This is a genomic window from Spirosoma foliorum, assembly GCF_014117325.1.
In the GTDB taxonomy this organism is placed as follows: Bacteria; Bacteroidota; Bacteroidia; order Cytophagales; family Spirosomataceae; genus Spirosoma; species Spirosoma foliorum.
Map to the genome: position 1 here is coordinate 3,217,169 of NZ_CP059732.1, position 25,412 is coordinate 3,242,580.

The 25,412-nt window shown below is 46.1% G+C and carries 20 protein-coding genes; 11 read left to right on the plus strand and 9 right to left on the minus strand.

Annotation, left to right across the window (positions count from 1 at the left end):
* Positions 1-34: 34 nt before the first annotated feature.
* Positions 35-913 (minus strand): oxidoreductase, encoded by an 879-nt coding sequence (locus H3H32_RS13475; protein ID WP_182463201.1) that lies wholly within the window; start codon positions 911-913, stop codon positions 35-37.
* 263 nt (positions 914-1,176) lie between these two features.
* Here H3H32_RS13475 and dprA point away from each other — a divergent pair, with 263 nt between their 5' ends.
* The 9 genes from dprA to H3H32_RS13520 all read left to right on the plus strand — a co-directional run bounded on the left by dprA (position 1,177) and on the right by H3H32_RS13520 (position 12,781).
* Positions 1,177-2,301 (plus strand): DNA-processing protein DprA, encoded by a 1,125-nt coding sequence (gene dprA / locus H3H32_RS13480; protein WP_182463202.1) that lies wholly within the window; start codon positions 1,177-1,179, stop codon positions 2,299-2,301.
* 534 nt (positions 2,302-2,835) lie between these two features.
* Positions 2,836-6,288, plus strand: a complete 3,453-nt coding sequence (locus H3H32_RS13485) for a hybrid sensor histidine kinase/response regulator (RefSeq protein WP_182463203.1) — start codon at positions 2,836-2,838, stop codon at positions 6,286-6,288.
* Positions 6,289-6,292: 4 nt separating this feature from the next.
* Positions 6,293-7,120 carry a CheR family methyltransferase gene (locus H3H32_RS13490; RefSeq protein ID WP_182463204.1) on the plus strand — a complete coding sequence of 276 codons (828 nt, stop codon included), beginning with the start codon at positions 6,293-6,295 and terminating at the stop codon, positions 7,118-7,120.
* Positions 7,117-7,710 (plus strand): chemotaxis protein CheB, encoded by a 594-nt coding sequence (locus tag H3H32_RS13495; RefSeq protein WP_182463205.1) that lies wholly within the window; start codon positions 7,117-7,119, stop codon positions 7,708-7,710. The genes H3H32_RS13490 and H3H32_RS13495 overlap by 4 nt, the downstream gene beginning before the upstream one ends.
* Positions 7,707-8,828 (plus strand): sensor histidine kinase, encoded by a 1,122-nt coding sequence (locus H3H32_RS13500; protein ID WP_182463206.1) that lies wholly within the window; start codon positions 7,707-7,709, stop codon positions 8,826-8,828. The genes H3H32_RS13495 and H3H32_RS13500 overlap by 4 nt, the downstream gene beginning before the upstream one ends.
* Before the next feature lie 204 nt (positions 8,829-9,032).
* Complete coding sequence (locus H3H32_RS13505; RefSeq protein ID WP_182463207.1) at positions 9,033-9,443, plus strand: response regulator transcription factor; 411 nt, start codon at positions 9,033-9,035, stop codon at positions 9,441-9,443.
* 29 nt (positions 9,444-9,472) lie between these two features.
* Complete coding sequence (locus tag H3H32_RS13510) at positions 9,473-10,642, plus strand: sugar transferase (protein ID WP_182463208.1); 1,170 nt, start codon at positions 9,473-9,475, stop codon at positions 10,640-10,642.
* Complete coding sequence (locus H3H32_RS13515) at positions 10,621-11,571, plus strand: glycosyltransferase family 2 protein (protein WP_182463209.1); 951 nt, start codon at positions 10,621-10,623, stop codon at positions 11,569-11,571. The genes H3H32_RS13510 and H3H32_RS13515 overlap by 22 nt, the downstream gene beginning before the upstream one ends.
* A gap of 10 nt (positions 11,572-11,581) precedes the next feature.
* On the plus strand, positions 11,582-12,781 hold the full coding sequence (locus H3H32_RS13520; protein WP_182463210.1) for a glycosyltransferase family 2 protein: 1,200 nt from the start codon (positions 11,582-11,584) through the stop codon (positions 12,779-12,781).
* Between the two features lie 297 nt (positions 12,782-13,078).
* On the opposite strand, the gene H3H32_RS13525 is transcribed toward H3H32_RS13520, so the two are convergent.
* Positions 13,079-14,260, minus strand: a complete 1,182-nt coding sequence (locus H3H32_RS13525; RefSeq protein ID WP_182463211.1) for a glycosyltransferase family 2 protein — start codon at positions 14,258-14,260, stop codon at positions 13,079-13,081.
* A gap of 355 nt (positions 14,261-14,615) precedes the next feature.
* Here H3H32_RS13525 and H3H32_RS13530 point away from each other — a divergent pair, with 355 nt between their 5' ends.
* Positions 14,616-15,959 (plus strand): lipopolysaccharide biosynthesis protein, encoded by a 1,344-nt coding sequence (locus H3H32_RS13530; RefSeq protein WP_182463212.1) that lies wholly within the window; start codon positions 14,616-14,618, stop codon positions 15,957-15,959.
* Positions 15,960-16,140: 181 nt separating this feature from the next.
* On the opposite strand, the gene H3H32_RS13535 is transcribed toward H3H32_RS13530, so the two are convergent.
* From H3H32_RS13535 to H3H32_RS13560, 6 genes are all read right to left on the minus strand, one after another.
* Positions 16,141-17,292, minus strand: coding sequence for an acyltransferase family protein (locus H3H32_RS13535; protein WP_182463213.1), 1,152 nt, complete (start codon positions 17,290-17,292; stop codon positions 16,141-16,143).
* A 116-nt stretch (positions 17,293-17,408) separates the two neighbouring features.
* Positions 17,409-18,560 carry a glycosyltransferase gene (locus H3H32_RS13540; protein ID WP_182463214.1) on the minus strand — a complete coding sequence of 384 codons (1,152 nt, stop codon included), beginning with the start codon at positions 18,558-18,560 and terminating at the stop codon, positions 17,409-17,411.
* A 154-nt stretch (positions 18,561-18,714) separates the two neighbouring features.
* On the minus strand, positions 18,715-19,083 hold the full coding sequence (locus tag H3H32_RS13545) for a hypothetical protein (RefSeq protein ID WP_182463215.1): 369 nt from the start codon (positions 19,081-19,083) through the stop codon (positions 18,715-18,717).
* Positions 19,043-20,749 (minus strand): GumC family protein, encoded by a 1,707-nt coding sequence (locus tag H3H32_RS13550; protein ID WP_182463216.1) that lies wholly within the window; start codon positions 20,747-20,749, stop codon positions 19,043-19,045. Before H3H32_RS13550 ends, H3H32_RS13545 begins: the two co-directional genes overlap by 41 nt.
* Positions 20,749-21,498, minus strand: a complete 750-nt coding sequence (locus H3H32_RS13555; protein ID WP_182463217.1) for a TolC family protein — start codon at positions 21,496-21,498, stop codon at positions 20,749-20,751. Before H3H32_RS13555 ends, H3H32_RS13550 begins: the two co-directional genes overlap by 1 nt.
* Positions 21,473-22,930, minus strand: coding sequence for an O-antigen ligase family protein (locus H3H32_RS13560; protein ID WP_182463218.1), 1,458 nt, complete (start codon positions 22,928-22,930; stop codon positions 21,473-21,475). Before H3H32_RS13560 ends, H3H32_RS13555 begins: the two co-directional genes overlap by 26 nt.
* A gap of 342 nt (positions 22,931-23,272) precedes the next feature.
* Between H3H32_RS13560 and H3H32_RS13565 the strand changes: the two genes are divergently transcribed.
* Positions 23,273-24,868, plus strand: coding sequence for a right-handed parallel beta-helix repeat-containing protein (locus H3H32_RS13565; protein WP_182463219.1), 1,596 nt, complete (start codon positions 23,273-23,275; stop codon positions 24,866-24,868).
* A 98-nt stretch (positions 24,869-24,966) separates the two neighbouring features.
* Here H3H32_RS13565 and H3H32_RS13570 read toward each other — a convergent pair whose 3' ends face one another.
* The gene (locus tag H3H32_RS13570) at positions 24,967-25,341 is read right to left on the minus strand and encodes an Hpt domain-containing protein (RefSeq protein ID WP_182463220.1); all 375 of its coding nucleotides are present in this window, start codon (positions 25,339-25,341) and stop codon (positions 24,967-24,969) included.
* Between the last annotated feature and the right edge of the window lie 71 nt (positions 25,342-25,412).

Genomic DNA, 25,412 nt, shown 5'->3' on the forward strand with positions numbered 1-25,412 from the left:
AACCTGTTAATCTTGTCAACCCTGTCAAAAAAAATTACGCTTTAATGAATGTTTTACCCAATGTCGTATCGAGAAAATTGACGGCTTCGTCGTGATCGGTGGAAAGACTAACCGGAAGCCATTTTTCCAACTCGGCCTGACGGGCGGAATCGGCCTGTTTTAAGATACCGATGGCTTCGCTGCCCAGAACCAGATGAACGGGTGGCTCAGGACTTTCAACCAGGTCCACCATTACTTTTGCCGCTTTTTCGGGATCACCCACCGGGACAAAATTTCCTCCTTTAATGAAATCCGCCCGTTGATCGACAGTCGTTTCGTAACCTTCTACGGCTGGCGCATAGGTCATAGAAGCTCCGGCCCAATCGGTCCGGAAACCACCCGGCTCTACGCTGGTTACTCGAATACCGAGTGGAGCAACTTCTTTGGCCAGCGCTTCACTGAAACCACCCAACCCAAATTTAGCGGCCTGATACATCGTTAAACCTGCATTACCGACTCGACCACCTATTGAACTAATTTGCAAAATACGACCCGAACGCTGTTTCCGCATATGGGGCAACACAACCCTCGTTATTTCGATGGGGGCGTAGAGATTCGTTTCCAACTGGCTACGCACCTGCTCATCGGTAAAGGCTTCAGCAGCTCCAATAATACCAAACCCAGCATTGTTCACCAATACATCAATTCGGCCAAAATGAGCTATAGCCTCCTCAACAACCTTGATAATCTGCCCTTTATCGGTCACATCTAACTGGATGGGGTAGATCTGATCTGGATAGGTTTTGGTGAGGTCTTTTAGCTGCTCCAGGTTGCGAGCCGTTGCGGCAACCTGATCTCCTTTTGCCAAAACAGCTTCTGTTAAACTACGTCCCAGGCCTCTGGAACTACCGGTGATAAACCAAACTTTTGTCATTGTCGTTGAATTTTATTTTTGACAAAGGTCCAGCGAATTGGCCCGGCCTGCTTTGTTGAAACGCTCAAAGTTCGTTTGTTAAAACGCTCACGTTAGTAACGCGGACATCCTGTCCGCTTCATCAATGGCCGAGTTGGCTATGCGGACAAGATGTCCGGGCTACTAACTACAAATTCGTAAAAAAAGTAGAAGTTTAGGAACTCATTAAGTTACTATTTACAGATATAGTGTCTAGTAAAAGAACTTACTCTGATCTTCATTCTGTGTCCACCGATACTCAACACCAAATTGCCCTCACACTTGTACCTGGCGTAGGGAGTATTCTTATTCGGCAACTGATTAGCTATTGTGGTTCAGCAACCGATGTCCTCCGCTCACCAGTGGGTAGATTACTGAAAGTACCCGGTATTGGCGAGGTAACTGCCAGGGCTATTCTGAAATCGGATGTCCTGACCGAAGCCGAACGAATTCTGAATCGGTTGGAAAAAATGAGCGCCACTGCCTTATTCTATACAGAAAAGGCGTACCCAAGCCGTTTGAAGGCACTTTATGATGCACCAGCCTTACTCTATTTTCAGGGTAAAGGCAACCTGAATACATCCCGCACGATTGGTATCGTTGGTACCCGACAAGCTACCGATTATGGCCGACGCATTACGAATGAAATCATTGAAGCGATCGCTCCTTTGGGCGTACATGTCATCAGTGGTCTGGCGTATGGCATCGACATTGCAGCTCATCGTTCCAGTTTAGCCAATGGCCTACCCACAATTGGCGTCATGGCGAGTGGATTAGACGTTATTTACCCAAACGTGCATCAGAAAACAGCGCAGGACATGCAACCATTGGGCGGCCTGCTCACCGAAAGTCAACCCGGTACTAAACCAGATGCGCATTTGTTTCCAGCCCGAAATCGGATTATTGCTGGTTTGAGCGATGTGGTGGTGGTCGTAGAAGCTGCGGCCAAAGGCGGAGCCTTGATTACAGCTGAGTATGCCAACAACTACCACCGTGAGGTATTTGCAGTACCAGGCCAATTAAACCAAGCTTTTTCGGCAGGCTGTAACAAACTCATCCGAGAGAATAAGGCGCAGATCTACACCAGTCCCAACGATATTATTGAAGGTCTAAATTGGGATCAATCGACTAAACAAACCAACGAGCAGGGTTCACGAAACAGGATAGCACCCGCCTTACCTGTCGACTTGACTGACGAAGAGAGTCAGATTCTGGCCTTACTTCGTCAATGCGAGAACATGCATATTGATGAGTTAAGCTGGAAGAGTCAGATGCACATGGGGAAATTGGCCTCCTTACTTCTCAGCCTGGAATTTAGAGGATTTGTCCGTTCACTACCGGGTAAAAAATATGCGCTTGTGTATGTATAAAGGATCAAAGAGCGATCGGCGACTTTGACGAATTTAGTTTCTATAGATTCTTGGGATTCTATTGTACTTACTAAACACTGAGTATACATTCAAAAGTATCTATAGAATCTATTTTGCCAACACACTGGCCTACGCTCTTTTAACTGCCGTAAGTACTTCTACTAGTTTATCGATTCAACAAAAGTTACTTTAATTCCATATTAATCAATATTATATTAACGTACATTCTATATATTTACACAATAACTACCCATAAAGATCTGTATAGAAAGCCAGTTCATTTAGTTAATTCTACCCAATTCTATATAAACTCTTGATAATTAGGAAATTATTCAAATTTCAATCACTGGCCTTCTGTAGCGAACGCTTTTTGTTGAACTGGTTGCCTGTGCAATCAATCGAAATGCCTTTTAGGTTTGATCCGACGTGAGTCATGCCAATCTAGTACAGTACTATACCTCCTATCTATAAAACGCCATTGCCTTAAATCAGGCCAGTTGACACCCTGACCTATACCTACTGACGCTTTGTCTTATGACTATTTCGTTTGTAAATAAGCTACATCTGAGTAGTATTTTTCTTACTCTGTCCGGTTCGCTGATCGGGGTATTGTTTTTCCAAACTATTCAGGATCAGCAACAGGAGTCTCGCTGGGCTCGAGGAAAAAACTTACAGATTCAGCAATTGTTAACGCTTGAAAACTTACTCGATGATGCTGAATTAGCCCATCGTTCTTTTCTAAGTACACGGAATCAGGCGTTGCTGTTGGCTTATTCAACAGCACAGGAAGAAGCCCGAAAAACGATTAGCGAACTCAAGACGACGCCCAATGACTTACAACAAACCCAACGACTGCTTCAGTTAGAACAGACCATGCAACGGCTGGTCCAAATTCGAGGTAATCAGCACACCACCAATGCCTCAACAAATGCTACTGATGCCAATCAATTAAAAAAGCTGGAAGCAGCCGAACTGGCGGCTAGTGATAAGCAACTCACGCAGATTCTTCGCGAAGCACAGCGGGAATTAAACCAGCGGGAACAAAAAATGCAGGTGCTCATTAAAACGCTTACCAAAGGAGCCGTTGCAGCCACCATTATTCTGTTTGCCGTTGCCTTAGTACTTACCTACTTCTACGCGCAGGAGTTCAAACGCCATCGCTTAGTAGCCGCCCAGCTTCATGCCAACGTAACTAAATTAGAAGCGCTTAATCGGGATAGCGACAATCGAAACTGGATACTCACGGGGACAACCGCGCTGAATGAAGCGATGCAAAACCAGCAAGACCCCAAGGTGGTTGCCAGGAATGCGCTGCAAACACTTAGCCAATATCTGCATGTGCCCGCTGCTGGTTTTTATCTGTGTCAGGAACAGGATGGTGAGCAGCGTTTACAATTGACGGCATCGGTGGCCTTATCTCCGAGTGCTCCTCAATCTTATCTCATCGGTGAAAGTCTGGTTGGTCAGGCTGCTACACGGCGAGATATTTTAGTACTTAAAAATGTTCCGGCGACCTATTGGGCTATCCAATCAGGAACAGGACAATCTACGCCGGGACAGGTCGTCTGCGTGCCTTTATGGTATGGTAACGAATTGAAAGGGGTCATCGAACTGGCTAGTTTTCAACCCCTCACAGATTCTAATCTGTCATTACTAAACGATGTGGCCAGCGATATTGCCATTGCGTTGAGCACCGTTCAGGCCCGGCAGCAGATGAGTCAATTGCTCCGACAGGTGCAACAGCAAAAGGCCATTCTGGAGAACCAGCAGGAAGAGCTAAGGCAGACTAATGAAGAGCTAACCTTGCAAGCCGAGAATTTACAGGCGTCGGAAGAAGAGTTGCGTGTGCAGGAAGAAGAACTCCGGCAAACCAATGCCGAGCTAGAAGAGCGAAACAGAGCCATTGAGGTAACCCGGCAAACGCTCGTCAGTCAGGCTAGGGAGCTGGAAGAAGCCAGCAAATATAAATCCGAGTTTCTGGCCAATATGTCGCATGAATTGCGAACGCCACTAAATAGTGTCCTGATTCTGGCTTCGCTGTTGGCGGAGAATAAATCGAACAACCTGACCGACAAGCAAATCGGTTATGCCAACGTCATTCATAAATCCGGAGCCGATCTCCTCGAACTTATTAATGACATCCTGGATTTATCGAAAATTGAAGCGGGTAAAGTAGAATTGCATCTCGAACAAGCATCAGTCAGCAGCATTGTCGACGATTTGAGACAGCTGTTCTCGGTGGTTGCCGATCAAAAAGGCGTTACGTTCCATACCTATGTTGACGAAGCCGTACCCGCACTGATCCACACCGACAAACAGCGACTTGAACAAACCGTTAGAAATTTACTATCGAACGCCTTCAAGTTTACCCAAAAAAATGGCTCCGTAACGCTCTCGCTGCGGGTTGAGAAGCCCGCTCCTACGTTAACGAATCTCGCATTAAGGCAGGCCGATCAAGTTCTCGCTCTTTCGGTTTCCGATACGGGTATTGGTATCCCAAACGACCGGCAGCAATTAATTTTTGATGCATTTCAGCAAGCCGACGGGTCAACTAGCCGTAAATACGGTGGTACCGGTCTGGGGCTTTCCATCACCCGAGAGCTGATTCGACTCCTAAACGGCGAAGTGCAGCTTCAGAGTGAAGTAGGTAAAGGCAGCACCTTTACACTAATATTCCCACTGACGGGGAGCAATTTACCGATTTCAGCACAATCGATTGTCAATCAGCCTGTTGTGGCCGTAACGCAGCCCGTTCAACCAGTTAAAAAAGTAGCTGATGTTCAGGAATTGGATGATCGACAAGCGATTCAAAAAGACGATCAGGTGATGTTGATCATTGAAGATGATCTGTCATTCGCTCGAATTGTCCGCGATTTTGCCCGTAGTCGGCACTACAAAACAGTTATAGCCACCCAGGGCGACGAAGGGTTAAAACTCGCTCGTAGCTACAAACCAGCCGCGATTATTCTGGACATGCAATTGCCCGTCGTAAACGGCTGGTCCATCCTGAGCGAACTGAAGAACGATGAAGCGCTGAAGCATATTCCGGTACACATCATATCGGGCATGAACGATCTTCGGATTCCTGGCGACGGCGCTTTGACATACATTCAGAAACCCGTTAGTGCCAACGATTTAAACCAGATTTTCACCTTAATCGGGACCCAGTTAAGCGGAAAAGTCAAAAAGGTGCTTATCCAGTCGGGCAATTACCTCAAAGACGACGCGCTCCGCCATGTGATCGAACAACGACATCTGGAACTGGAATGCGAGTATGTACTGACGAATGAAGAAGTCGTTCAGAAGGTGACCGAACAAACCTATGACTGCCTGATTGTCGATATGGGCCACGATTTGAAGCATGGCATTAAGGAACTTCGCCAGTTAAAGTCGGCCCTGGCGTCGAACGCGATGCCGGTTATTATTTACATTGATGAAGATTTAAGCCCGGCCAATGAGCTTAAACTCAAAAAGTTATCGGATGTCGTTATTCGGGAGTCATCCCAATCCATCGACCGGCTTATGGATGAGTTGGAACTGTTTCTCTACAAGGTTCAGGAAGAGAAGAAGAGACCCCTCCCCCAGCCCAAAGTAGAGCCGATCAGCCAGAATCTAGAAGGTCGGAAAGTGTTACTGGTAGACGATGACATTCGCAACATTTTCGCGCTCAGCACGCTGTTGGAACAAAACCAGATGAACGTCTTAACCGCCGACAATGGTCGGGAAGCCCTGGAAATGCTTCAGCAGCACACCGATACGGACATCGTACTGATGGATATTATGATGCCCGAAATGGATGGTTACGAGGCCACCCGACGCATTCGGGAAGACCTGAATATGACCAAATTGCCCATTATTGCCCTCACAGCCAAGGCCATGCCCGGCGACCGGGAAAAAGTTATTGAAGCCGGAGCCTCCGACTATATTCCTAAACCCGTCGATAAAGGCCAGTTATTCTCCCTGATGCGTGTCTGGTTGTCGCACTAAGTTTATGAATCAGCATCCAATTGTAACGTCGGAGGAGCTGACCAAAATCATCTACCTGATTCACCAGCAATATGGGTATGATTTCAGCAATTACGCGCGGGCTTCGCTGGAGCGCCGGGTCGTTCGATGCATGCAACAAGCGGGTCTGCAAACGACTTACGACCTAAAATATAGCTTAACCAATGACAAATCATTTTTCGACTGGTTTCTACAATCGCTGACGGTTAACGTTACGGAGATGTTTCGGGACCCGACGTTTTATCGGGACTTGCGCGAGAAAGTACTCCCTAAACTGGCGAGCTATCCCGTCATTAAAATCTGGCATGCGGGCTGCGCTACTGGCGAAGAAGTCTTCTCGATGGCCATTCTGCTCGCCGAAGCGGGCTTACTGGAGCGCTCTAAATTGTACGCAACCGACTTGAATCCGGCGAATCTGGACCAGGCCAGGCAGGGAATCATACCCATGCAGCAGATGAAAGCCTACACCGATAACTATATGCAGTCGGGTGGTAAAAACGCATTCTCGTCATACTATACGGCTCGTTATGAACACGTTATTATTCGGAAAGAGTATCGCTCGAATATTGTGCTGGCGCAGCACAATCTGGCTGTCGATCAGGTGTTTAACGAATTCCAATTAATCTGTTGCCGAAATGTGCTGATCTATTTTGACCGGCATTTACAAAATCGGGTGTTTCAACTATTCCACGACAGTTTATCGCCCCTGGGTTACCTGGCCATTGGCACGAAAGAGTCGATTCAGACGGCCGATGTGCGAACACAATTTGAAACAATCAGTTTACCGACACGTATTTACCGACGCAAGCAATGAGGCTAACAAACGATATCGGTCTGGTAGTTATTGGCGGCTCGGCTGGCAGCATTCCGGTTATCGCCGATCTGCTCCAATCGCTCCCGAAACCATTCACGGGAAGCGTCATTCTTATTGTGCATCGATTAAAAAATACGCCAAGTGAGTTGTACAAATTATTCCTGGGCGACGAGGAAGGCCTCCGTGTATGCGAGCCCAATGACAAAGACCCCGTTCGATCTGGTTATGTTTATCTGGCGCCCCAGAACTACCATCTGCTGATCGAAACCGACGAGACGTTTAGCCTGGATTACTCAGAACCAGTTCATTTCAGTCGACCATCTATCGATGTCACCTTTGAGTGCGTTGCCCGCGTGTACACCCATAGGGCAACGGCCATTTTACTCAGTGGTGCCAATCGCGATGGAGCCGATGGGCTGGGTTGTATTCAGGCCCACGGCGGAGTCGGCATTATTCAGGAACCAGAATCGGCCGATTACCCGGCCATGCCTTTGGCCGCTATTGAACAAAATCCACTGGCCCTTGTCTTATCGCCGGATCAACTCAAGGCGTATCTGCAAAGCGTACTTCAACCCATCCAGAGCTTATGATCTCCAACAATACAGGCAACGAGTTTACCATTTTACTGGTCGACGACCGCGAAGAAAATTTGCTGGCGCTGGAAGCCATGCTGGCAACCGATAACCGCACGTTTCTGAAGGCTTCTTCGGGGGGCGAGGCTTTACGAAAAGTCCTCAAAAACGAGTCAATCGGGCTGATTATGCTTGATGTTCAAATGCCCGAAATGGACGGATTTGAGGTCGCCCATCTGCTTAAATCGAACCCTAAAACAAAGGATATCGCTATCATCTTCGTTACGGCCATTAGCAAAGACGAGCAATATGTCATGAAAGGCTTCGATGAAGGGGCCGTCGATTACCTGCAAAAACCACTGGATATCAACGTAACGAAGGCGAAGGTGAATGTTTTTGAACGGTTGTATCGCTACCAGCAGGAGTTAAAACAAAGCCTGCAACACATCGAGCGGATTAATAAGCAACTGGAAAAATTTGTGTATGTAGTGGCCCACGATCTAAAATCGCCTTTAACGGGTGTCATAGGGGCCATGTCGCTGCTGGAAATGGCCGCCGAAAGTCCCGCGGGCATTCAGCAAGAGGAACTGCTCGAATACATAACTCACTCAAAAGAAGCATCGTACTACATGGCAAACATGGTCAATTCACTGCTCGATTACTCCCGCAAGAGTATGGACCAACAGGCCGTCGAAGAAGTTGATGTTCAGGAGTTAGCCGAACAAATTGCCAAACTCCTGTTTCCGCCCAAACACATTAAAATTCGGATACATGGTCCATTGCCCGTTCTGAACACCCGGAAATTAAAGCTCCAGCAGGTACTACAAAATCTGATTAGTAATGGAATCAAGTACAACGACAAATCGGAAGGGCTGATTGAAATTGGTTACCGTGATTTTACGAATCACGTTGAGTTTTACGTGCGGGACAATGGTTCGGGCATTGCCTCAGGTGAACAGAGTACTATTTTCAATCTGTTTCAGAAAGCGTCGAATAGTGCTACAGCAACGGCTGAAAGTAGTACTGGTGTTGGCTTGTCTATCCTGAAATTACTGGTCGAAGAACAGGGTGGTCGTGTGTGGGTTAACTCGTCGCCACAAGAAGGAAGTACCTTCTATTTTGAGTGGAACAAGTGAGCAATCGGAGGTGGCAATTCCGGCATTTTGGCAGCAAAGTCTGCGGCTACCTACCGTAAAATTAATTTACACGTGTTTCGAAAAAAAAGCTGTTGCTAATGGATGTAATTTGTTTACTTTATTGGATTTTTATAACCATATAGTTAATTTTAAAGACCAACAAATGATTATTTATTACTTTTACAGAGCAACCTTACATTCCCTATGAAAAATTTATATACTGTTTTAGTAATAGAAGATGACTCATTTATCCGTAAAGTTCTGCGACAAACGCTGAAAGATGACTTTGAGGTTGTCACAACAGAGAATGGCATGGAAGGAATGGCCTGGTTAGAAGAAGGCAACCATGTCGACATCGTTCTATCGGATATTCAAATGCCGCATATGGATGGCAAAAATCTGATAGCCATGCTTCGGTCCAGCCCGACCTTCAAGAGCCTGCCGATTATTATGCTCTCCACGTTTGCCGATAGCGATACGCGCATTGCCTGCCTGAACATGGGAGCTGATGATTATATCATCAAGCCTTTTAACCCAATGGAGGTAAAAACCAAGATCTCGACTGTATTGCGCCGGGTCGAAATGAGTAAGGTGACGCAACCTAATGTTGATTAATATACATCGATTGCATTCCGATACTGATTATGAAGGCCCAAACCGTAACTACGGCCCCTTTTCGGGTACTCTATGTAGAAAATGATGAACAGCAGGTAAAAGCTTTTCAGAAAACCTTTCAATCGCAGGTTGAGGTAGTAAGCGTACCTGATGGCTGGTGGGCAATTGCTTATTTAGATAGCGATGCCCCAATCGATCTGATCCTGTTTAACGACAACTTCAACACGCTTGGCTTTTTGAATGCATTTAAAGCAAAATTAAGCCGCATGAAAATCCCGATCATTCTTCTAACAGATCAGGAGCATATCGACATCACCGCCGAGCCATATCATGGGTATGTAATCGATGCATTTCCGTTCAATTATTCGGAGAATGCCTTTCGGATTCGGTTGAGTTACCTGATCCAGAAACGGGATTATCAACAGAATGGGCGGGTTGTTCATAAGCCTGTATCGGTCCGGATGCCCATCGGGAAACGAGCGTTCGATATTGGACTTTCGTTCACGATTCTGCTCATGATATCGCCGTTGTTACTGGTTGTGGCAGCTTTGGTAAAACTCGACTCACCGGGGCCGATCTTTTACGGATCGAAACGGGTTGGCATGGGTTTCCGGATATTCAACATGTACAAGTTTCGTACGATGAGCACAGGAGCCGATAAACTGCTGGCGGGTATGGCATCGCAGAACATGTACAATAAAGTTGTTGAGGAAAAGCCCGAAGACGAACTATGCGAAACCTGTCGGCTGGCCAATACGCCTTGTCAGCGTCCGTTGTTTCTGGATCAAAAGCAAATCTGTGAAACGCAGTACCACCGCGAACAACAGGCCAAAGCGATGTTCAGCAAGTTTAAGGAAGACCCACGGGTGACCCGCCTAGGCAAAATTCTGCGGAACACCAGTATCGATGAGTTGCCTCAGTTGTACAACATTTTGCGGGGCGACATGTCGTTTGTTGGCAATCGTCCTTTACCATTATACGAAGCCGAAAAACTGACCAACATTGGCTACGCTCGTCGTTTTGCCGCTCCGGCTGGTTTAACCGGTTTATGGCAGGTAACCAAACGAGGCAAAGAAAAAGTCTCGGATCAGGAACGTATTCAGCTTGATGTGTTGTATGCCAAACAGTTTTCCTTACGCACCGATATGGTTATTCTGGTGAGAACCCTGAAGGCAGTATGGCAGAAGGAGAACGTATAACCACGCCCCTCATTTCGCTGATTACCATCAACTACAAGCAGGCACAGGTTACCTGCGATATGCTGGAATCGACGAAGGTATTGACCTACCCGCGCTTTGAGGTTATTGTGGTCGATAATGGGTCCAATGACGACATTGCCGACCGCATTCAGCAAGGCAATTATCCGAATGTAAAGCTGGTAGTCAGTCCCGAAAACCTTGGTTTTTCGGGCGGCAATAACCTTGGTATCCGGCACGCGCAGGGCGACTATTTTTTCCTGCTGAACAACGACACCATCGTTACGCCGAATCTGCTGGATCAATTGATGATTCCGTTTGCACAATACCCCGACGTTGGCGTTGTATGCCCCAAAATCCGGTATCATTCGCAACCCAACGTTATCCAGTACGCGGGTTATCGGCCGTTAAACATCTACAAAGGACAAACCTGGGCAATTGGCCTCAAAGAACCCGATGAGGGGCAGCACGACCAGCCAGGGCCAACCTGGTTTGCACACGGAGCGGCTATGCTGGTTAGTCGGGCGGTGCTGGAACAGGCAGGCTCGCTCGATGAGAGCTTTTTTCTATATTACGAAGAATTAGACTGGTCGGCACGGATACGGAAAGCTGGTTTTCAGATTTATTACCAGCCGGATGCTCTGATTTATCATCGGGAGTCAATGAGTGTTGGTAAAGCAAGTGCCATGAAGGTCTACTACCACACGCGGAACCGGCTGTGGTTTATGCGCCGAAATGTGTCGGGCTTTCCGCTATTGATTTTTTATCTGTATTATTTTTGCATGGCGCTCCCGAAAGCATTGGTCAAATACACCGTGTCCTGGCAACCAACTTACCTGAAAGCCGTAAAGGATGCCATTACCTGGAATTTGACGCATACAACGAAGCCAACAGCAGCGGTACCGATGCCAGTGGCAATGGCGGGTAACTAAAGACAAACAAATGGAAATACTTCTCCTGCTCTGTATCGGCCTTGTGGTCTATACCTACCTTGGCTACGGTGTGGTTGTGTGGGCCCTCATTAAACTACGCCCCAAACGACCAGCCGTCTCCGATGTATCGGCCGATTACATGCCCGAGGTCACCTTAATTGTACCCGCCTACAACGAACTGGACTGTCTGCCCGCGAAAGTTGAAAATTCACTCGGGCAGCATTACCCACGCGAGAAGATTCATTTCCTATTCGTCACAGAGGGTTCGACAGATGGCTCTGACGACTGGTTACGAGCAAATTACGGTGACGCCATCGACATTCTGGGCGGCACTGAACGACGTGGTAAAGTGGCGGCTATGAATATGGCCATGCAACAGGTGAAAACGCCCATTGTCATCTTTACCGATGCGAATACGCAGCTAAATCTGGATGCCGTTCGAAATATTGTACGGCATTTTCGGGACCCACAAGTAGGCGCAGTAGCCGGCGAAAAGCGAATTCAAACGACCGATAGTGAATCAGCTGCCGGTTCGGGCGAAGGGCTTTACTGGAAGTACGAATCGCAATTAAAGCGCTGGGACGCCGAACTGCACACAATTGTAGGGGCCGCCGGGGAGTTATTCGCAGTTCGGACAGACCTGTACGAACCCGTATCGCCCAATACAATTCTGGATGACTTTATGATTTCGTTGCTGATTGCTGGACGAGGTTATCGGGTGGCTTACGAGCCAGATGCGTATGCGTTGGAGCGTCCTTCTTTCTCCATTATTGACGAACAAAAACGCAAAATACGCATTGCAGCAGGTGGTTTTCAGTCGATCGTTTGGTTGAAAAAATTATTGAATCCCTTCCGATATGGCGTGCTCACCTTCGAATATGTGTCGCACCGGGTTATGCGTTGGGCCGTAACGCCCCTATGCTTACCACTTATCCTGTTGCTCAATTTAGGTCTTGTTTTGCGCGATGGCTGGCAAGTGGATTCCCCCTGGAGCTGGCTTCTGGTGGGCCAGGTTTTCTTCTACGGCGCTTCGTGGTTAGGCTATTTGCTGGAGAAGCGGCAACTTCGCTGGAAAGCCGTTTTTGTTCCGTTCTATTTTACGTTTATGAACGTATGCGCGCTGGCGGGTCTGGTCCGCTATTTACGTGGAAATCAGTCGGGTACCTGGGAGAAGGTTCGACGAGCATCGGCAGTTGATGCGCTGACGTAGTGAATAGATAAAATAGATTCTTAGATTCTATTGCCAGTAAGTAATAGAATTAAAAGCCTCTTTGTTCGGCGTAGTCTCTGGACTAGGCCGTGAAGTACTCCGCCGGGTTAAAACCCGGCGCAGAAACATAGAGTGGATGACATGCGCCGGGTTTTAACCAGGCGAGTATAAAAAACAGCGTCGCGCTGTGCCTTACTCAGAATCAATTTGGTCGAAATAGAAAATCGATAATCAATCAGAAGCTAGAAACAGGACAGCGCGAACGAAGACGTTCGCGCTGTCCTGTTCAAATACTTATCAGGCATTATTCGATTCGATACCGTGGGGGGTATGAATAAATTTGTTGCGAGCCTCTTTTACTTTTAGAATTGACCGGACAAAACGGACGAATAACACAACCACTCCCCACAACTCGGTAACGCCTACCTTTTTGAGTAACCAACCGGGCGTGGCAATATAGAACGTAACTAAGGCAAGTCCTAATTGCGTCCCCATAAGGGTTGGCCAGTAGGTTCCACCCGAAAATAAGCTAAGGACAAATCCGAGTGCTAATACGCCCAACAACAGAATTCGGGGCAGTAACATCGCCTGGAATACCTTATTCGCATAGTCGATATTGCCGTTAAACAGCTCTTTTAAACCCGGCCAGAAATTTGTCCGCAAGACGCGTAACTGAGCCGCCATCCAGCGCGTACGCTGCCGCTCAAACACCTGTTGGTTTTGTACCTTCTCGTCATAAATCATCGCTGACTCAACATACTCGACCGGAATCCGTTGCCGTAACAAAACCATTTCGGTCTCTTTGTCGAACCCACTAACGACCTGAACCTGGGGTAGAAACTCTTTAAAAAGTTGATACTCGAAAGCCATCCCGGAACCGATCAACGTGGCTGACATACCCAGTGCTCGCTGCCCTTTTCGGAGCAGATAATTGTTCATTTCTTCGCTAATTGCGTCCAGAATGGCCACACTGGTATTAGTATTTTTAGCGGTTCGGTGCCCTTGTACAGCTTTCCAACCCTGCTTAAAAACAGGCCCAAGTTTGGTCAGACAATCAGGAGCCATAACGTTATCGGCATCCAGAATAAGTGCAACGTCATAAATAGCTGGCAAAGCCGATACAGCCTCCTGCAACGCCTTCGCCTTGGTCGAAACCTCGAACGAAACCTCGATAACCTGAACGGGCAAACTGCGGAGTTTAGCAATTGTATCGGGGCGTAGTGAATCGGCAATCACAACAACATCAAATCGGTCTGACGGATAATCCTGATCAAGACTAGCCTGAGCCGCTTCCAGAATAACTGTATCTTCCCGATAAGATGGTATCATAACAACCATTTTAGGAAGTTGCTCAGGCTCGATGGTAGCAACTGGTTTATCCTTGCTGAACAAACCAGCAAAGGCTGCCATGCTTAAATAAAATACATTTATGCCCGTGTATGATGCAATCAACATAGCCAGGGCGTTTACAAAAACCATATTACGTAAAGTTTAATGAAGGAGAATTAATAGGTGGTGACTTTTCTAGACTATTCGTCAATACTGACGCATATACTGATTAAGTTGGCTGATGGTATTTGCTACAAATCGTATACCATGCCTGTAAAGAGTGTAAAATTTGATGGTACCAAATAGTGTATAATTTTAAGATTACATATCTAACAAAGATATATTTTTACCTATTAATAAACTTGATTGATAAGTTTTTTTTTTCACCATACCATAAGTAAATTTACCAGAGTCCAACCTCAAACAAAGCATCCAGTTTAGCCCTGATTTCTATTCGCTTCATTTTCACTTAGTGAAGTGAATTTGCTAAGTAAATCCGCCCATTATGCCATCCAGATTAACCGTTGACTACCTGAAATCGCTACTTCGAAAGAATGCCGTTGTGTCCTTATTAGGCAATGGCGTTTCGATGCTGCTGGGATTATTAACCTTTATTTTACTGGCCCGCTGGCTTACCAAGTCCGATTTCGGCGAATGGAGTCTCTTGCTGACATCCTACATTTTATTTGACACGGTCCGTACGGGACTGGTATTGAATGCGTTAATCCAGCAGGCATCGCACTGTGAAAACGATGATGAATTAAGGAACTGGGCGGGAGCTGCCTGGCAGGTCGGGAGTCTGTTTACCGTTTTGTCTGGGTCGCTGCTGATTTTAAGCGTTCTGATTAGCCGGTGGATAGTTGGCCCACTTATGGACGTAGACTCGCTCTTGTGGCTCCTGCTGGTGGGCGTTGTTTCCCTACCACTTTCCGTAGCCAGTTGGTTATTGCAAACCAAATCCCGCTTTGGCTCGCTTCAGTGGTCTAAGCTCATTCATCCGCTTATTTTTCTGGTTCTTCTGAGTCTGGTGTACGTCAATAATGTACTCAGCATCAAGGCAGTAGGACTAGCTTATTTACTGGCAATGGCGATCAGTAGCCTGGTATCCATTACTACTGGCTGGGCATTTATGTCGAGTTACTTTACTGGAACGGCCCTTGAACGGCAACCTCTACTGAATTACGGGAAGTACAGCATCGGTGCCCTGCTGTGTTCCAACCTGTTACGTAGTTCTGATATTTATTTGATCCGCATTTTTTTAGGGACCGATGCCGTAGCTTTATACTCCATTCCTCAACGATTGATCCAACTACTTGAAGTTCCCATAAGAAGCATAGTGGTAACTTCTATTCCAGAAATGGTAAAGCTTCATCGGGCCAATCAACCCGAACGGCTTGCCGATTTCTTTCGAAAAAATGCGGGTGGGCTCTGGATTGCTCTCCTACCGGTTTCTTTGTTCTGCATTATTTTCGCCGAACCCCTGGTAACAGCTTTGGGAGGTAGTCAATACCGTGATGCCACGGTGATCTTCCGGATATTCATGGTTTACAGTGCGCTTATCCCACTTGATCGGTACGTAGGCGTATTACTTGACTCCATTGGCGTTCCTAAAGCCAACATGACAAAAATATTTATCATGTTGGTTATCAATATACTAGGCGACCTAATTGCCCTGCAAATTTTTCACTCGGTAACGGCCGTTGCTTTTGTCTCAATCTTTACGTTTGGTACGGGCGTAGTGCTTGGCTTTTCTATGATCGGCAAACGGCTACCAATCACCGGATGGCAAGTTGTTCGGGCAGGGCACAAAGGGCTATTTTTACTATACGCAAAGTTTGCTCGTTCTTAGAGGCTATCATTCTAAATGAAGTTTTTGTCATTCCAACGCAGGAGGAATCTTAAGGTTTCCTCATCTAAAAGTTAGGATAATTTAAGATTCCTCCTGCGTCGGAATGACAAAAAACTAGCTAAACCAAATTTTAGAAAATCACTTAGATCGCTCTCGAAAAATCTACTCCCAGCCTACCTAATCAGTCCTTGGTAAAGTGACCAAATCGCTTTTTCAGTTTAAGGAAATAGCTTTCCAGATACGAATACGACAAGGAAGCCAATACGTACGTGAGTCCGAACGTGACGCCATAAATAAAGAGATTGACCAGAATACTGTTGGTGGCCTGCAAGTATTTAGAGGCAATAAATAAGGTCAGCATGATCGGGAATTTATGCATCAGATAAATCCCATAGGAGATTTTCCCTAACTGGGCTAAAGGCTTGGTCTGTAGCGAAAGGATGCTGGATTTTGTTTCGCAGATATTGGTGATGATAATACCGGCCATTATCGAAAGCACGATATAATTAACGGAGATGCTTTTGAAAATAATCACCAGTACATACGAAACCATTCCAATCAGGGTAATCGCCTGTACTTCCTTTCTGAATAAAAGCCGCTGAACCTTTTCTAAACGCAATGTATGGGTTGAACGATCAAAGAAGAGCAGGGCAAATAATGCGCCCATTAACATACTGTCGAAGCGAGATTTAAACAGAAACTCCCACCACTCAGGGGCTACTTGACCCGTATTTTTAAGATAGCCCAGGCCAGCGCGGATAACCATCAGGGAAATTATACCTATCAAAATCACCCAAAAAAGCGTTTTCAGTTTTTTGATCCGAAGCAGATGGGGTTGAAAAACATAGAATTGTTCCTCGACACCAATAGACCATACGGGATCGATAGCCGTTGGTAATAACTTAAGAATGAACGCTACATTGGGCAGAAAAAAGACCGAAAGCCAGAAGCCCGTTGGATTATCGAATCCGGGATAAATAAAAAGACCGACCAGTAGTACCAGGAAATAAAGCGGCCAAATTCGTAAAACCCGCCGAATGTAAAAGTCTTTATAGTTGATTTTGCGAAAAGCTTCCCGTTCCTCCAGCAATAAATAGGTGATGAGAAAACCACTGAGTACGAAGAAGATACATACCCCTATTTTACCAAGATCCAGAAAGTTGGCACTTTCGAGTCGGTTAATGCCAAACAGTATTTTGTGCAGTTCGATGTGCGACACAACCACCATCGTAGCAGCAATGGCACGTACACCATCCAGATTTGGGAAGAATATTTTTTTGGTAGGAGGACTTTTAGGGACTGCTTGAGCTACTGGATCGATAGAAGTTTGCATAGAAAGGGCAGCTGATTTTATATCATCAGATAGAATACTTAATATTAATCAATATACAAATAAGGTATCATTTTGTAAGTATATCAAAAATAATAGTTTCAAACTCTACTGCGCGATTATCCCAGGAGTTTTTTTTGTGCCTGCTGCTGTCGCAGGTGCTGATTCTCGGTCGAATCTGTTTCAAAAGCCCGCTGAACAGCCTGTACAAACGCTGGGGTTGATGTGGCAGTCGCTATAACGGATGCAAATTCATCGAGCGGGGCAAAATCGGTGCTCACAACGGGTAAACCAGCCGCTAAATATTCATTGATTTTCATCGGATAAATAGCCGCTGTCTGAGCATTCTTGACAAACGGAATAATACCAATATGAAAGCTCTTCAATAAATCGGGTAACGCAGAAGGTGGCTGGGCATCCACCAACACCACATTCGGAAGGCTACGGAGTTGTGCCAGATCGGGCTCCACCGAGGGTTTGTCGGCCACAATCCGCCCTACCAAAACCAACTGTGCCTTCTCGAACCGACTTGCTAGTTCTCTAAGAAGCGAATAATCTAATCGACTATCGATCGTGCCAATGTACCCGATCACGGGCTTCATCGTAGCCTTAACGGAGCTATCTACATAGCCAGCGGCAAATGCTGGATAATCAACGCCATTCTGAACTAAAAAACACTGTTTTGTCCAGGGCAATTTACTCTGTTCCAGACCAATAGATGTGGTTACAACTCCATCTACTTTCCCTAAAAACTGCCGTTCAACGCGCAAACCGTGATTGCTTGCCCAGGCACACTCACTGATTTCGTCATAGCAATAGTATACGGTACGTTGTTCGTTTAGTTTACCCAGTAAATAATTACCCAAAAAGGGGTTAAAGGCATTCACCACGACGGGTTCCGAAAAATCCAGTTTTTTCATGGCACGCCGGATACTTCGCTGAATGATCCAGCCATTCAGCCGCTGAACACGGTCGTACCAGTTGGCATTCGTCAGAAAATTAACCGGCAGAACCGGCGGAGGAGTCAGCACGAAAATCGTCCCTTCCGTTGGCAATGGCATGGTTCGTAACCGGGGAGCCAGGCCAAGCATTCGCTTTACGGGGGCGTTCGCACGACCTATCAGGGTAAATAATACATCTTTATACGTATACTGATAATCTACATAAAGTATTTTCTGGCGCTGGGCCATACGTTTCATGAGCTCTACTGTGCTCTTCACATAGTTGCCCTCCCAAGCCGGAAAAGCGACGCAGACCAGATTTAACGCCATGAGATAGCTAGTACTTGTCCAATTTAGATTCTAGAGATTCTCGGGTTCGCCCGCCCGGTTGATTCTACTTGATGACTTATTCACTGATTATCAGCAAAATATTACTAATAGAATCCGATAGAATCAACAGAATCTATTTTGGTAAAGCACTAGGTTAGTATTCAGGCACAAGTTTAGAGTTGGACTTTTTGCTTGAATCGCCGTCTTTGTCCGATAAATCACCAACCACATCTTCCAGCTCATCGTACTGAGCCCGGTTGAGCAACAGCCCGGCCGGATGCGTAATCCCGCTTAGGTACGTAGTCAATACATTCTTGTCGACAGGCTTCCAGGTCATAGAAGCATCAGTCACCACAAGGGTTAAATCCGCTTGCTTCACCAATGCTGTAGGAGCCAGTGTATACAACAAGGGCGGAAGCTCTTCGAAAATATACTGGGGCCTCTCGAACAGCGGAAAGCTCTCCAGTTTGTCCCGTAGTTTATTAATAAAATAACTTTTGCCCACTCCTCTTCGAACGCTCACGACCACTACCAGAATAGGGCGATCGGTCACTTTTTTTGGTCAGCAGCGCCATTTGAGCCAGGCACTGATTCATGGCAATGGATTCCAGACGCTCGAACTCTTTTCGAGAATGTAGTCTATTTCGTATAGGTAATACACCTACAAAGGGTATGTTAACCTGCTTGCTTGCCCGCACCGGATTTTTCAATGAGTTATCGAAATATTCCTTCCCGATAATGTAAGCGATGATCAGAACAAGGCCCGCGACAAATGACCCGATTACCAGAATCAGGCGCTTGGATGGTTCCGGTTTGCCAGGAAAAATGGGAGGGTCAACAATTTTCAAATTGCTCGACATCAGCATATTCTGCTCCCGAAGCTTACTGACACTCAACCCGTGAAGTATCTCCAGGTATTCCCGTTCGGCCACACTGATCGCCCGCTCCAACTGCCCCATTTTCGAGCCTAGCGGGGCAAACCGGCGGTAGAAGTCATCATAATCCCGTTGAATGTCGTAATATGTCAGAAGCCGGGCTTCCCCCTGATCAACGTTCATGAACGTCTGTGTCCACTCGTCAAACAGTAGTTTGGAGGGCAACCCTTTCACCGAGTTGTTGATATCGTACAAGCCCGAAATATTGTCTTTGGCCTGTTTCTCAAGCTGCTCAATCCGATCTTTTAGTTGCTGCTTTTGCGATGAGCCTGACCCCACTTTCATTTCCATCATCGCCAGCCGCGTATTCAATACGGCCAGCGAATCACGGATATTAGTTAACTGCTGCGATTGGAGGGCAATATCCTGACGAATACTCAGCTTTTTTTCCAGATCTTTCAGCGTAGCCTTATTGGCCGCCAGATTCGATTTTTCCTTATCGATATCGAGGCTAAAATCCTTATCCCGAATGGTAAAACTCTTGGTCTGTTCGTAGTAGTTGATGATTCGATTATCCCGCGAGAAATCAGTGAGTTTGTTCTCGGCAGCCGATAATTTGGTCGAAGCTTTTTTGAGCTGCTCCATAAAATACTCGACCACATTCCCGGTTTCATCTACTTTAATTTCCCGGTATCGTTTCATGAAAACCGTCGACACCAACTCGATGGTTTCTTTCACAACAGACGGGTCATCGGCTGTATATGTCAGACGAATCATATCGCTGTTTCCCTCCCGAGTTACGGTCAGCTTTGACAGGATTCCCTGCACCCCGTAAATCGATTTTTTATCATTCAGTAGCTTTTCGCCAATTACGTTTTTCGGAATCTGGGCGTATCGGTAAATATTCTGCACCGTATTTTCCACGGACGACGGATCGACAACCTGCCTGATAACCGTTTCGGGTACGACATCCCGCAACTTCTTAAACGTCCCGGCAGTGGCTACGCCGGGCGTGGGTTTGTTGATCATTAAATGGTGCGCCAACAACCGAATGCCAATTTCTTCAAGGGTTGTTCGGGCTTTAATCGTATTGATCAGGTTATCGAACGCATTGTTGATCGAAACGAAATCCCGGCGACTATCCATCTCGATGGTATAGCCCGACGCAAAACCGGTATAGATAACGGTGCTGGTGGTGAAAGACCGTTCCTCCATTTTAGTCAGGTAGAAAACAGCGCCAGCCAATGCTGTTGGAAACAGCAGTAGCACCCATTTATAAGCCCAAAGAAGGCGTGTGAATTTCTTAAAGTTCATCAGTTTCCAGGGAATAATTCATAACCGGTCAACACTTCCAAAATCCGTATATTCTCGTAGAAAGCCTGTTTCGCCGTTTCGTATTCCGAGTCGGCGAAGGTGGAAATCTGAACAATCCGGGCCAGTTCGGTAACCGATATATTGCCTTTCGAAAAATCCTTTTCGGCCATTTGTCGACTCAATCGGTTAACCTGTTTCGATTCTTCCTTTATATGAAGCATTGCCCAGGCTGCCTGAGCTGCATAGTATTTCGTAATAACAATGGTTTCGACATCCTGGATAGCATAACCAACCCGCTGTCGGGCGGCCTCGTATTCCGACTCCGCCATTTTGACCAGGTTTTTTCGGCCCAGAATGTTGTAGAGCGAAAGGCGAACATTCAGGTTAGCCCGGTATCCGTTGTTGAAATTCTGAAACGATTCAAGCGAGCCGTTCGCCTGTTGAATCAATAACGCCTGATTACCTAGCCCCAGTTGAAGATCGACCCCCACGCCATCCAGCCAAAACTGCTTCTGGTTTTTTATGTAATATGATCCTCGCTCCGTCATGGCCTCCTGTAATTTTACCGATGATGAATGATTACGAGCCAGCTTTAGCACCGTATCGAGCGGTGGAATTGTCCATCTGGAGATAGCGCTCGACAAATTGCTTGTCGGCACGGGTGTGGTTTGCGCCTTTACGTGGGTGTGCAGAACAAGTAGCAAACACCCTATACTCATCAGCTTAGACACCAGATGATGAAAGTGCATAGGTTTCCGAAAGCGTAGAGGAAGGTTTGGCGGGTTCATAAGATGGGCGGGTAAAAAGATACATATAACTGACGCTGAGATAAATAATAATCCCAGTAGGTAACTGACCGAATATCTGATTGCCATAACTGGCGACAGCAATACCGACTACGCCAGCGTAAAGAGCCATCATTTTTTGTCGTGTGGCCCCTACCGACATTCTCCAGATTCGAATAAAGAAATAGACTAACCAGAAACCGATCATAAACAGGTGCAGATATAGGCCAATAATGCCCGTTTGCGCCCATATTTTCACATACCAACTGTCGGTGGGTGTCTGAGCCAGAACTGTATTCGGGCTAAACCGTAGGCCCCAGTAACCAGCCGAACCGATGCCTCCTCCAATAGGGCGGCTCGCTAGGTACAACCGAAGTTTCTTCTGATTTTCGAGCCGTACCAGTAATGATGGATCATTCGGGTCCAGGGCGCTACGCATACGCTGAACCTGATAGTTTCCCTGGCCAATGAACGTGAATTTAAGTGTACCCAGAACCAGCCCCGCCATTAACCCTCCGATAACCAGCACCTTCACATTTCGGGTCAGAAAAAGGTAAGCGGCTATGCCCGCTATCGGAACGAACAAGGCTCCCCGAGTACCCGAAATGATCATCCCATAAAAACACAGAACAGCTACGACAGCACACCAGAGCCGTGTTTTTCGTTCCAGCGGCCCTAGCGCCAGAATCATCCCGACTAATCCGGCATGCCCCATGGCAGCTCCAAATTGGCCCGCATCCGAATAAAAAGAGAATACACGCAACTGTCCATGCAGAATGTGCGTAGAGGCATTTCCGGCATTTAGCCAGGCTTTTTCGGCCGAGTCGAGCCCCACGAATAATTGACGCATACCATGCAGAACGCCTACTACCGAAAACGACAACCAGATGACAAAAAACCGGTTCATATCCTTTTCGGTATTAATCACTTCTAGGCCAAGTATGACTACGAGCACCAGGTAAAACGCTACCGCCCGCACATCGTAGAACCAGGCTGCCAGACTACGTGCTTCTGGATTAGCGATTTCCATCAGGCAGTAGACAAACCACATTAGAATGACGATCAGGACTGGATTTCCGCGTAGGTTGGGCCATTCTTTACTCTCAAATCGCCGGAAGAATTCGCAGAGCAGATTAATGACTAATAGAATATCAACCGATAAGCTTAGTGGTCCTGGTATGTAGCGAGGTAAACCGATGGATATGAATGAAATAGCAAACGCAGCATAGATACCTGCCGATTGAAACCGTATTAAAATGGCCATGCAGGCAATTACAATCGGTATGGCAATAATGCCCCCCAACGCAATGAGTTGTCCTTCACCAATGGCAAAAGCTAACGCAACCAGTAAACAAACAAGTAGTAAACTAACTAATATCTGTCGGTTAATTAACATTATATATAGTTGCCAGCGTAAGTAAAAACACGGCTTATACGTATACAGTATAGATTATCTCGTATGAAACCCTATAAAAATATATGCAAATATAATGCCGCTAATTTGCAGGTTTAACCTTATGTTACTAAATAGCATATATATAAACTACATGTAAATATAGTCAAGAAAGTACTGTATTCCATGATGAAACAATCATAATACAGTAAATATTAATGATTCTGATAACAAAGATTCTGGTTATCAGCAGGGATTTTGAAGCGGTGATAAATAGTGAGGCAACTGGCGATTCGTTAAATAGGTATTTTAATTAACTAACCACTTGATCCAATAATGTACGTTATGAAAACTGCTCTGCTTCTTCTGATTTGCTTATTTCTAATCGTTCGGGCTATTGCTTGTCAATGCGATCTCACTATCAATAAAAGTGGCATTTACAAAGCCCAGCAATACCCCGTTCAGCCCGGTCAAATTATCTGTGTTCAGGCTGGTACTTATACCTATCTGCGTTTTCAGGATATGCAGGGTACAGCAGCTGCTCCTATTAAAATCATAAACTGCGGGGGCAAAGTAACCGTAGGTGATCCAGCCAATTATGGTGGCATTCAATTTTACAATTGCCTGTATTTTAAACTGACAGGTTCGGGCGACAGTCAGACTCCATACGGATTTCTGATCAACCAGTCGGGAGGAGGCTCTGGTTTAGCCATTACGAACAAAAGCTCAGATAGCGAAGTTGAGCAGGTTGAAATAATGAATATGGCTTTTGCTGGCATTATGGCCAAAACCGATCCCACTTGCGACCCAACAACGCAACGGGGTGGTTTTACGATGTACAATGTAAACATCCATGATAATTACATCCATGATGTATATGGCGAGGGTATCTACGTAGGTAATTCGTTCTGGAGTGCGGGCATGAACAAAACCTGTGATAATACGTCACAGGTTATTTACCCGCACGATGTAATTGGACTCAAGATTTATAACAATCTCATTGAACGATCAGGGGCCGAGGGGATTCAGTATGGTTGTGCACCCAATGCACAGGTCTATCGCAACACCGTGCGGAATCCGGGAGCATCGCCATTTTCTACCTATCAGGATAATGGCATCCAGATCGGCGAAGGCTCGGGGGGTTTTTTTTACGGCAATATTATTACTAATGCAGCCAGTGCCGGGTTGATTATTTTAGGTCACACAGGCAATTTGATCGTTTATAACAATGTAATAGCCAATTCGGGCTCAAATGGGATTTTCTGTGATAACCGAACGGGTTCTTCGGTGAATACGCCTGCGGGCTTCCTGCAAAACACGATTGTTACTACTGGCAAAGAAGGCATAAAACTGTATAACGAAAACAATATAAATACCATTGTCAATAATATTCTGGTCAATATCTGGCAGAATCGGTACATCGCTTTCGGGCAAGGCGCTACGGCCACACAGAATAACAACCTGACTAATTCATCGATCGCTGCGGCACAGTTTGTTAATGCTTCGGGTCTAAATTTTCAGTTAACCAACACGTCGCCAGCGGTCAATGCAGGAATGAATCTTTCGAGCTGGGGCATTACGACCGATTTGCTTGGAACCAGCCGACCAGCTGCTAACGCCTATGACATTGGCGCTTATGAATACGTTTCTTCCAGTGCCAGAGAGGCTTCGCCCTTCGAGACGAAATTATCGGCAACATCCATGCTCGTCTACCCTACACCTTGTCGTGGCGAATTAACCATTCAGTTGCCAACCGAAGCACAGATTAAAGAACTTCTGGTGTACGATCTAAACGGTCGGCTGGTTCAAAGCCACCTTTATTACACGAATTTGGAGTCGACTGTTACGAAAGATATGACCGAATTACCCGTGGGGTCATATGTACTCCGGGTGTCACTGGCCGATCAGCAGGTGTACACCACTCGCTTTGTAAAAATGTGAAGGGACAAATCACAAACCTATAAGGTTTTTAAAACCTTATAGGTTTAGAATCGCTAAAGCTCTGTTTCTCTGTTGTTAAACCTACTTTATCGGGCAACTTAACTCGTTAATCTAACCAGCTCTTCTCGAATCAAGGGCCTAGCCTGGCTAAGCCCTGTTTTAAATTGCATCCAGGTTGCCATTATTTCCGCCTTGTCTGAACCAGCTTTAGCTTGTGCTTCAATAGCGCGTAGTTTGGCCTCTAACGCTGTCAGACCAACCATGCCTACCCATGGAAGCATTTTATGCGCAATCTGGGCTACTTCAGACCAGTTTTGTTGGTCAATTTCATTTTCTATTTCGTCAAAATCAGGCAATACTTCGTCGAGAAATAATTCGAAGAGACTGGCAATCTGCTCATTATCGCCATCATACAATTCATTAAGTCGATTGTAATCAATAGCGTGTAATGCAACCGAATTTGAATCTGCCATAATTAATGAAGCCCTAAATTGATATAAAATTATACTGTTAATGGATAATCAGTAATGAACAATGGATAATG

Excerpts from the sequence above, each read along its gene's own strand:
- H3H32_RS13475 (WP_182463201.1), bottom strand. The coding sequence starts at position 913 with ATGACAAAAGTTTGGTTTATCACCGGTAGTTCCAGAGGCCTGGGACGT.
- H3H32_RS13555 (WP_182463217.1), bottom strand. The coding sequence starts at position 21,498 with ATGCACTTTCATCATCTGGTGTCTAAGCTGATGAGTATAGGGTGTTTG.
- H3H32_RS13565 (WP_182463219.1), top strand. The coding sequence starts at position 23,273 with ATGAAAACTGCTCTGCTTCTTCTGATTTGCTTATTTCTAATCGTTCGG.
- H3H32_RS13570 (WP_182463220.1), bottom strand. The coding sequence starts at position 25,341 with ATGGCAGATTCAAATTCGGTTGCATTACACGCTATTGATTACAATCGA.
- H3H32_RS13510 (WP_182463208.1), top strand. The coding sequence starts at position 9,473 with ATGAAGGCCCAAACCGTAACTACGGCCCCTTTTCGGGTACTCTATGTA.
- H3H32_RS13540 (WP_182463214.1), bottom strand. The coding sequence starts at position 18,560 with ATGGCGTTAAATCTGGTCTGCGTCGCTTTTCCGGCTTGGGAGGGCAAC.
- H3H32_RS13505 (WP_182463207.1), top strand. The coding sequence starts at position 9,033 with ATGAAAAATTTATATACTGTTTTAGTAATAGAAGATGACTCATTTATC.
- H3H32_RS13530 (WP_182463212.1), top strand. The coding sequence starts at position 14,616 with ATGCCATCCAGATTAACCGTTGACTACCTGAAATCGCTACTTCGAAAG.
- H3H32_RS13520 (WP_182463210.1), top strand. The coding sequence starts at position 11,582 with ATGGAAATACTTCTCCTGCTCTGTATCGGCCTTGTGGTCTATACCTAC.
- H3H32_RS13495 (WP_182463205.1), top strand. The coding sequence starts at position 7,117 with ATGAGGCTAACAAACGATATCGGTCTGGTAGTTATTGGCGGCTCGGCT.
- H3H32_RS13560 (WP_182463218.1), bottom strand. The coding sequence starts at position 22,930 with ATGTTAATTAACCGACAGATATTAGTTAGTTTACTACTTGTTTGTTTA.
- H3H32_RS13485 (WP_182463203.1), top strand. The coding sequence starts at position 2,836 with ATGACTATTTCGTTTGTAAATAAGCTACATCTGAGTAGTATTTTTCTT.
- H3H32_RS13525 (WP_182463211.1), bottom strand. The coding sequence starts at position 14,260 with ATGGTTTTTGTAAACGCCCTGGCTATGTTGATTGCATCATACACGGGC.
- H3H32_RS13490 (WP_182463204.1), top strand. The coding sequence starts at position 6,293 with ATGAATCAGCATCCAATTGTAACGTCGGAGGAGCTGACCAAAATCATC.
- H3H32_RS13515 (WP_182463209.1), top strand. The coding sequence starts at position 10,621 with ATGGCAGAAGGAGAACGTATAACCACGCCCCTCATTTCGCTGATTACC.
- H3H32_RS13550 (WP_182463216.1), bottom strand. The coding sequence starts at position 20,749 with ATGAACTTTAAGAAATTCACACGCCTTCTTTGGGCTTATAAATGGGTG.
- H3H32_RS13500 (WP_182463206.1), top strand. The coding sequence starts at position 7,707 with ATGATCTCCAACAATACAGGCAACGAGTTTACCATTTTACTGGTCGAC.
- H3H32_RS13535 (WP_182463213.1), bottom strand. The coding sequence starts at position 17,292 with ATGCAAACTTCTATCGATCCAGTAGCTCAAGCAGTCCCTAAAAGTCCT.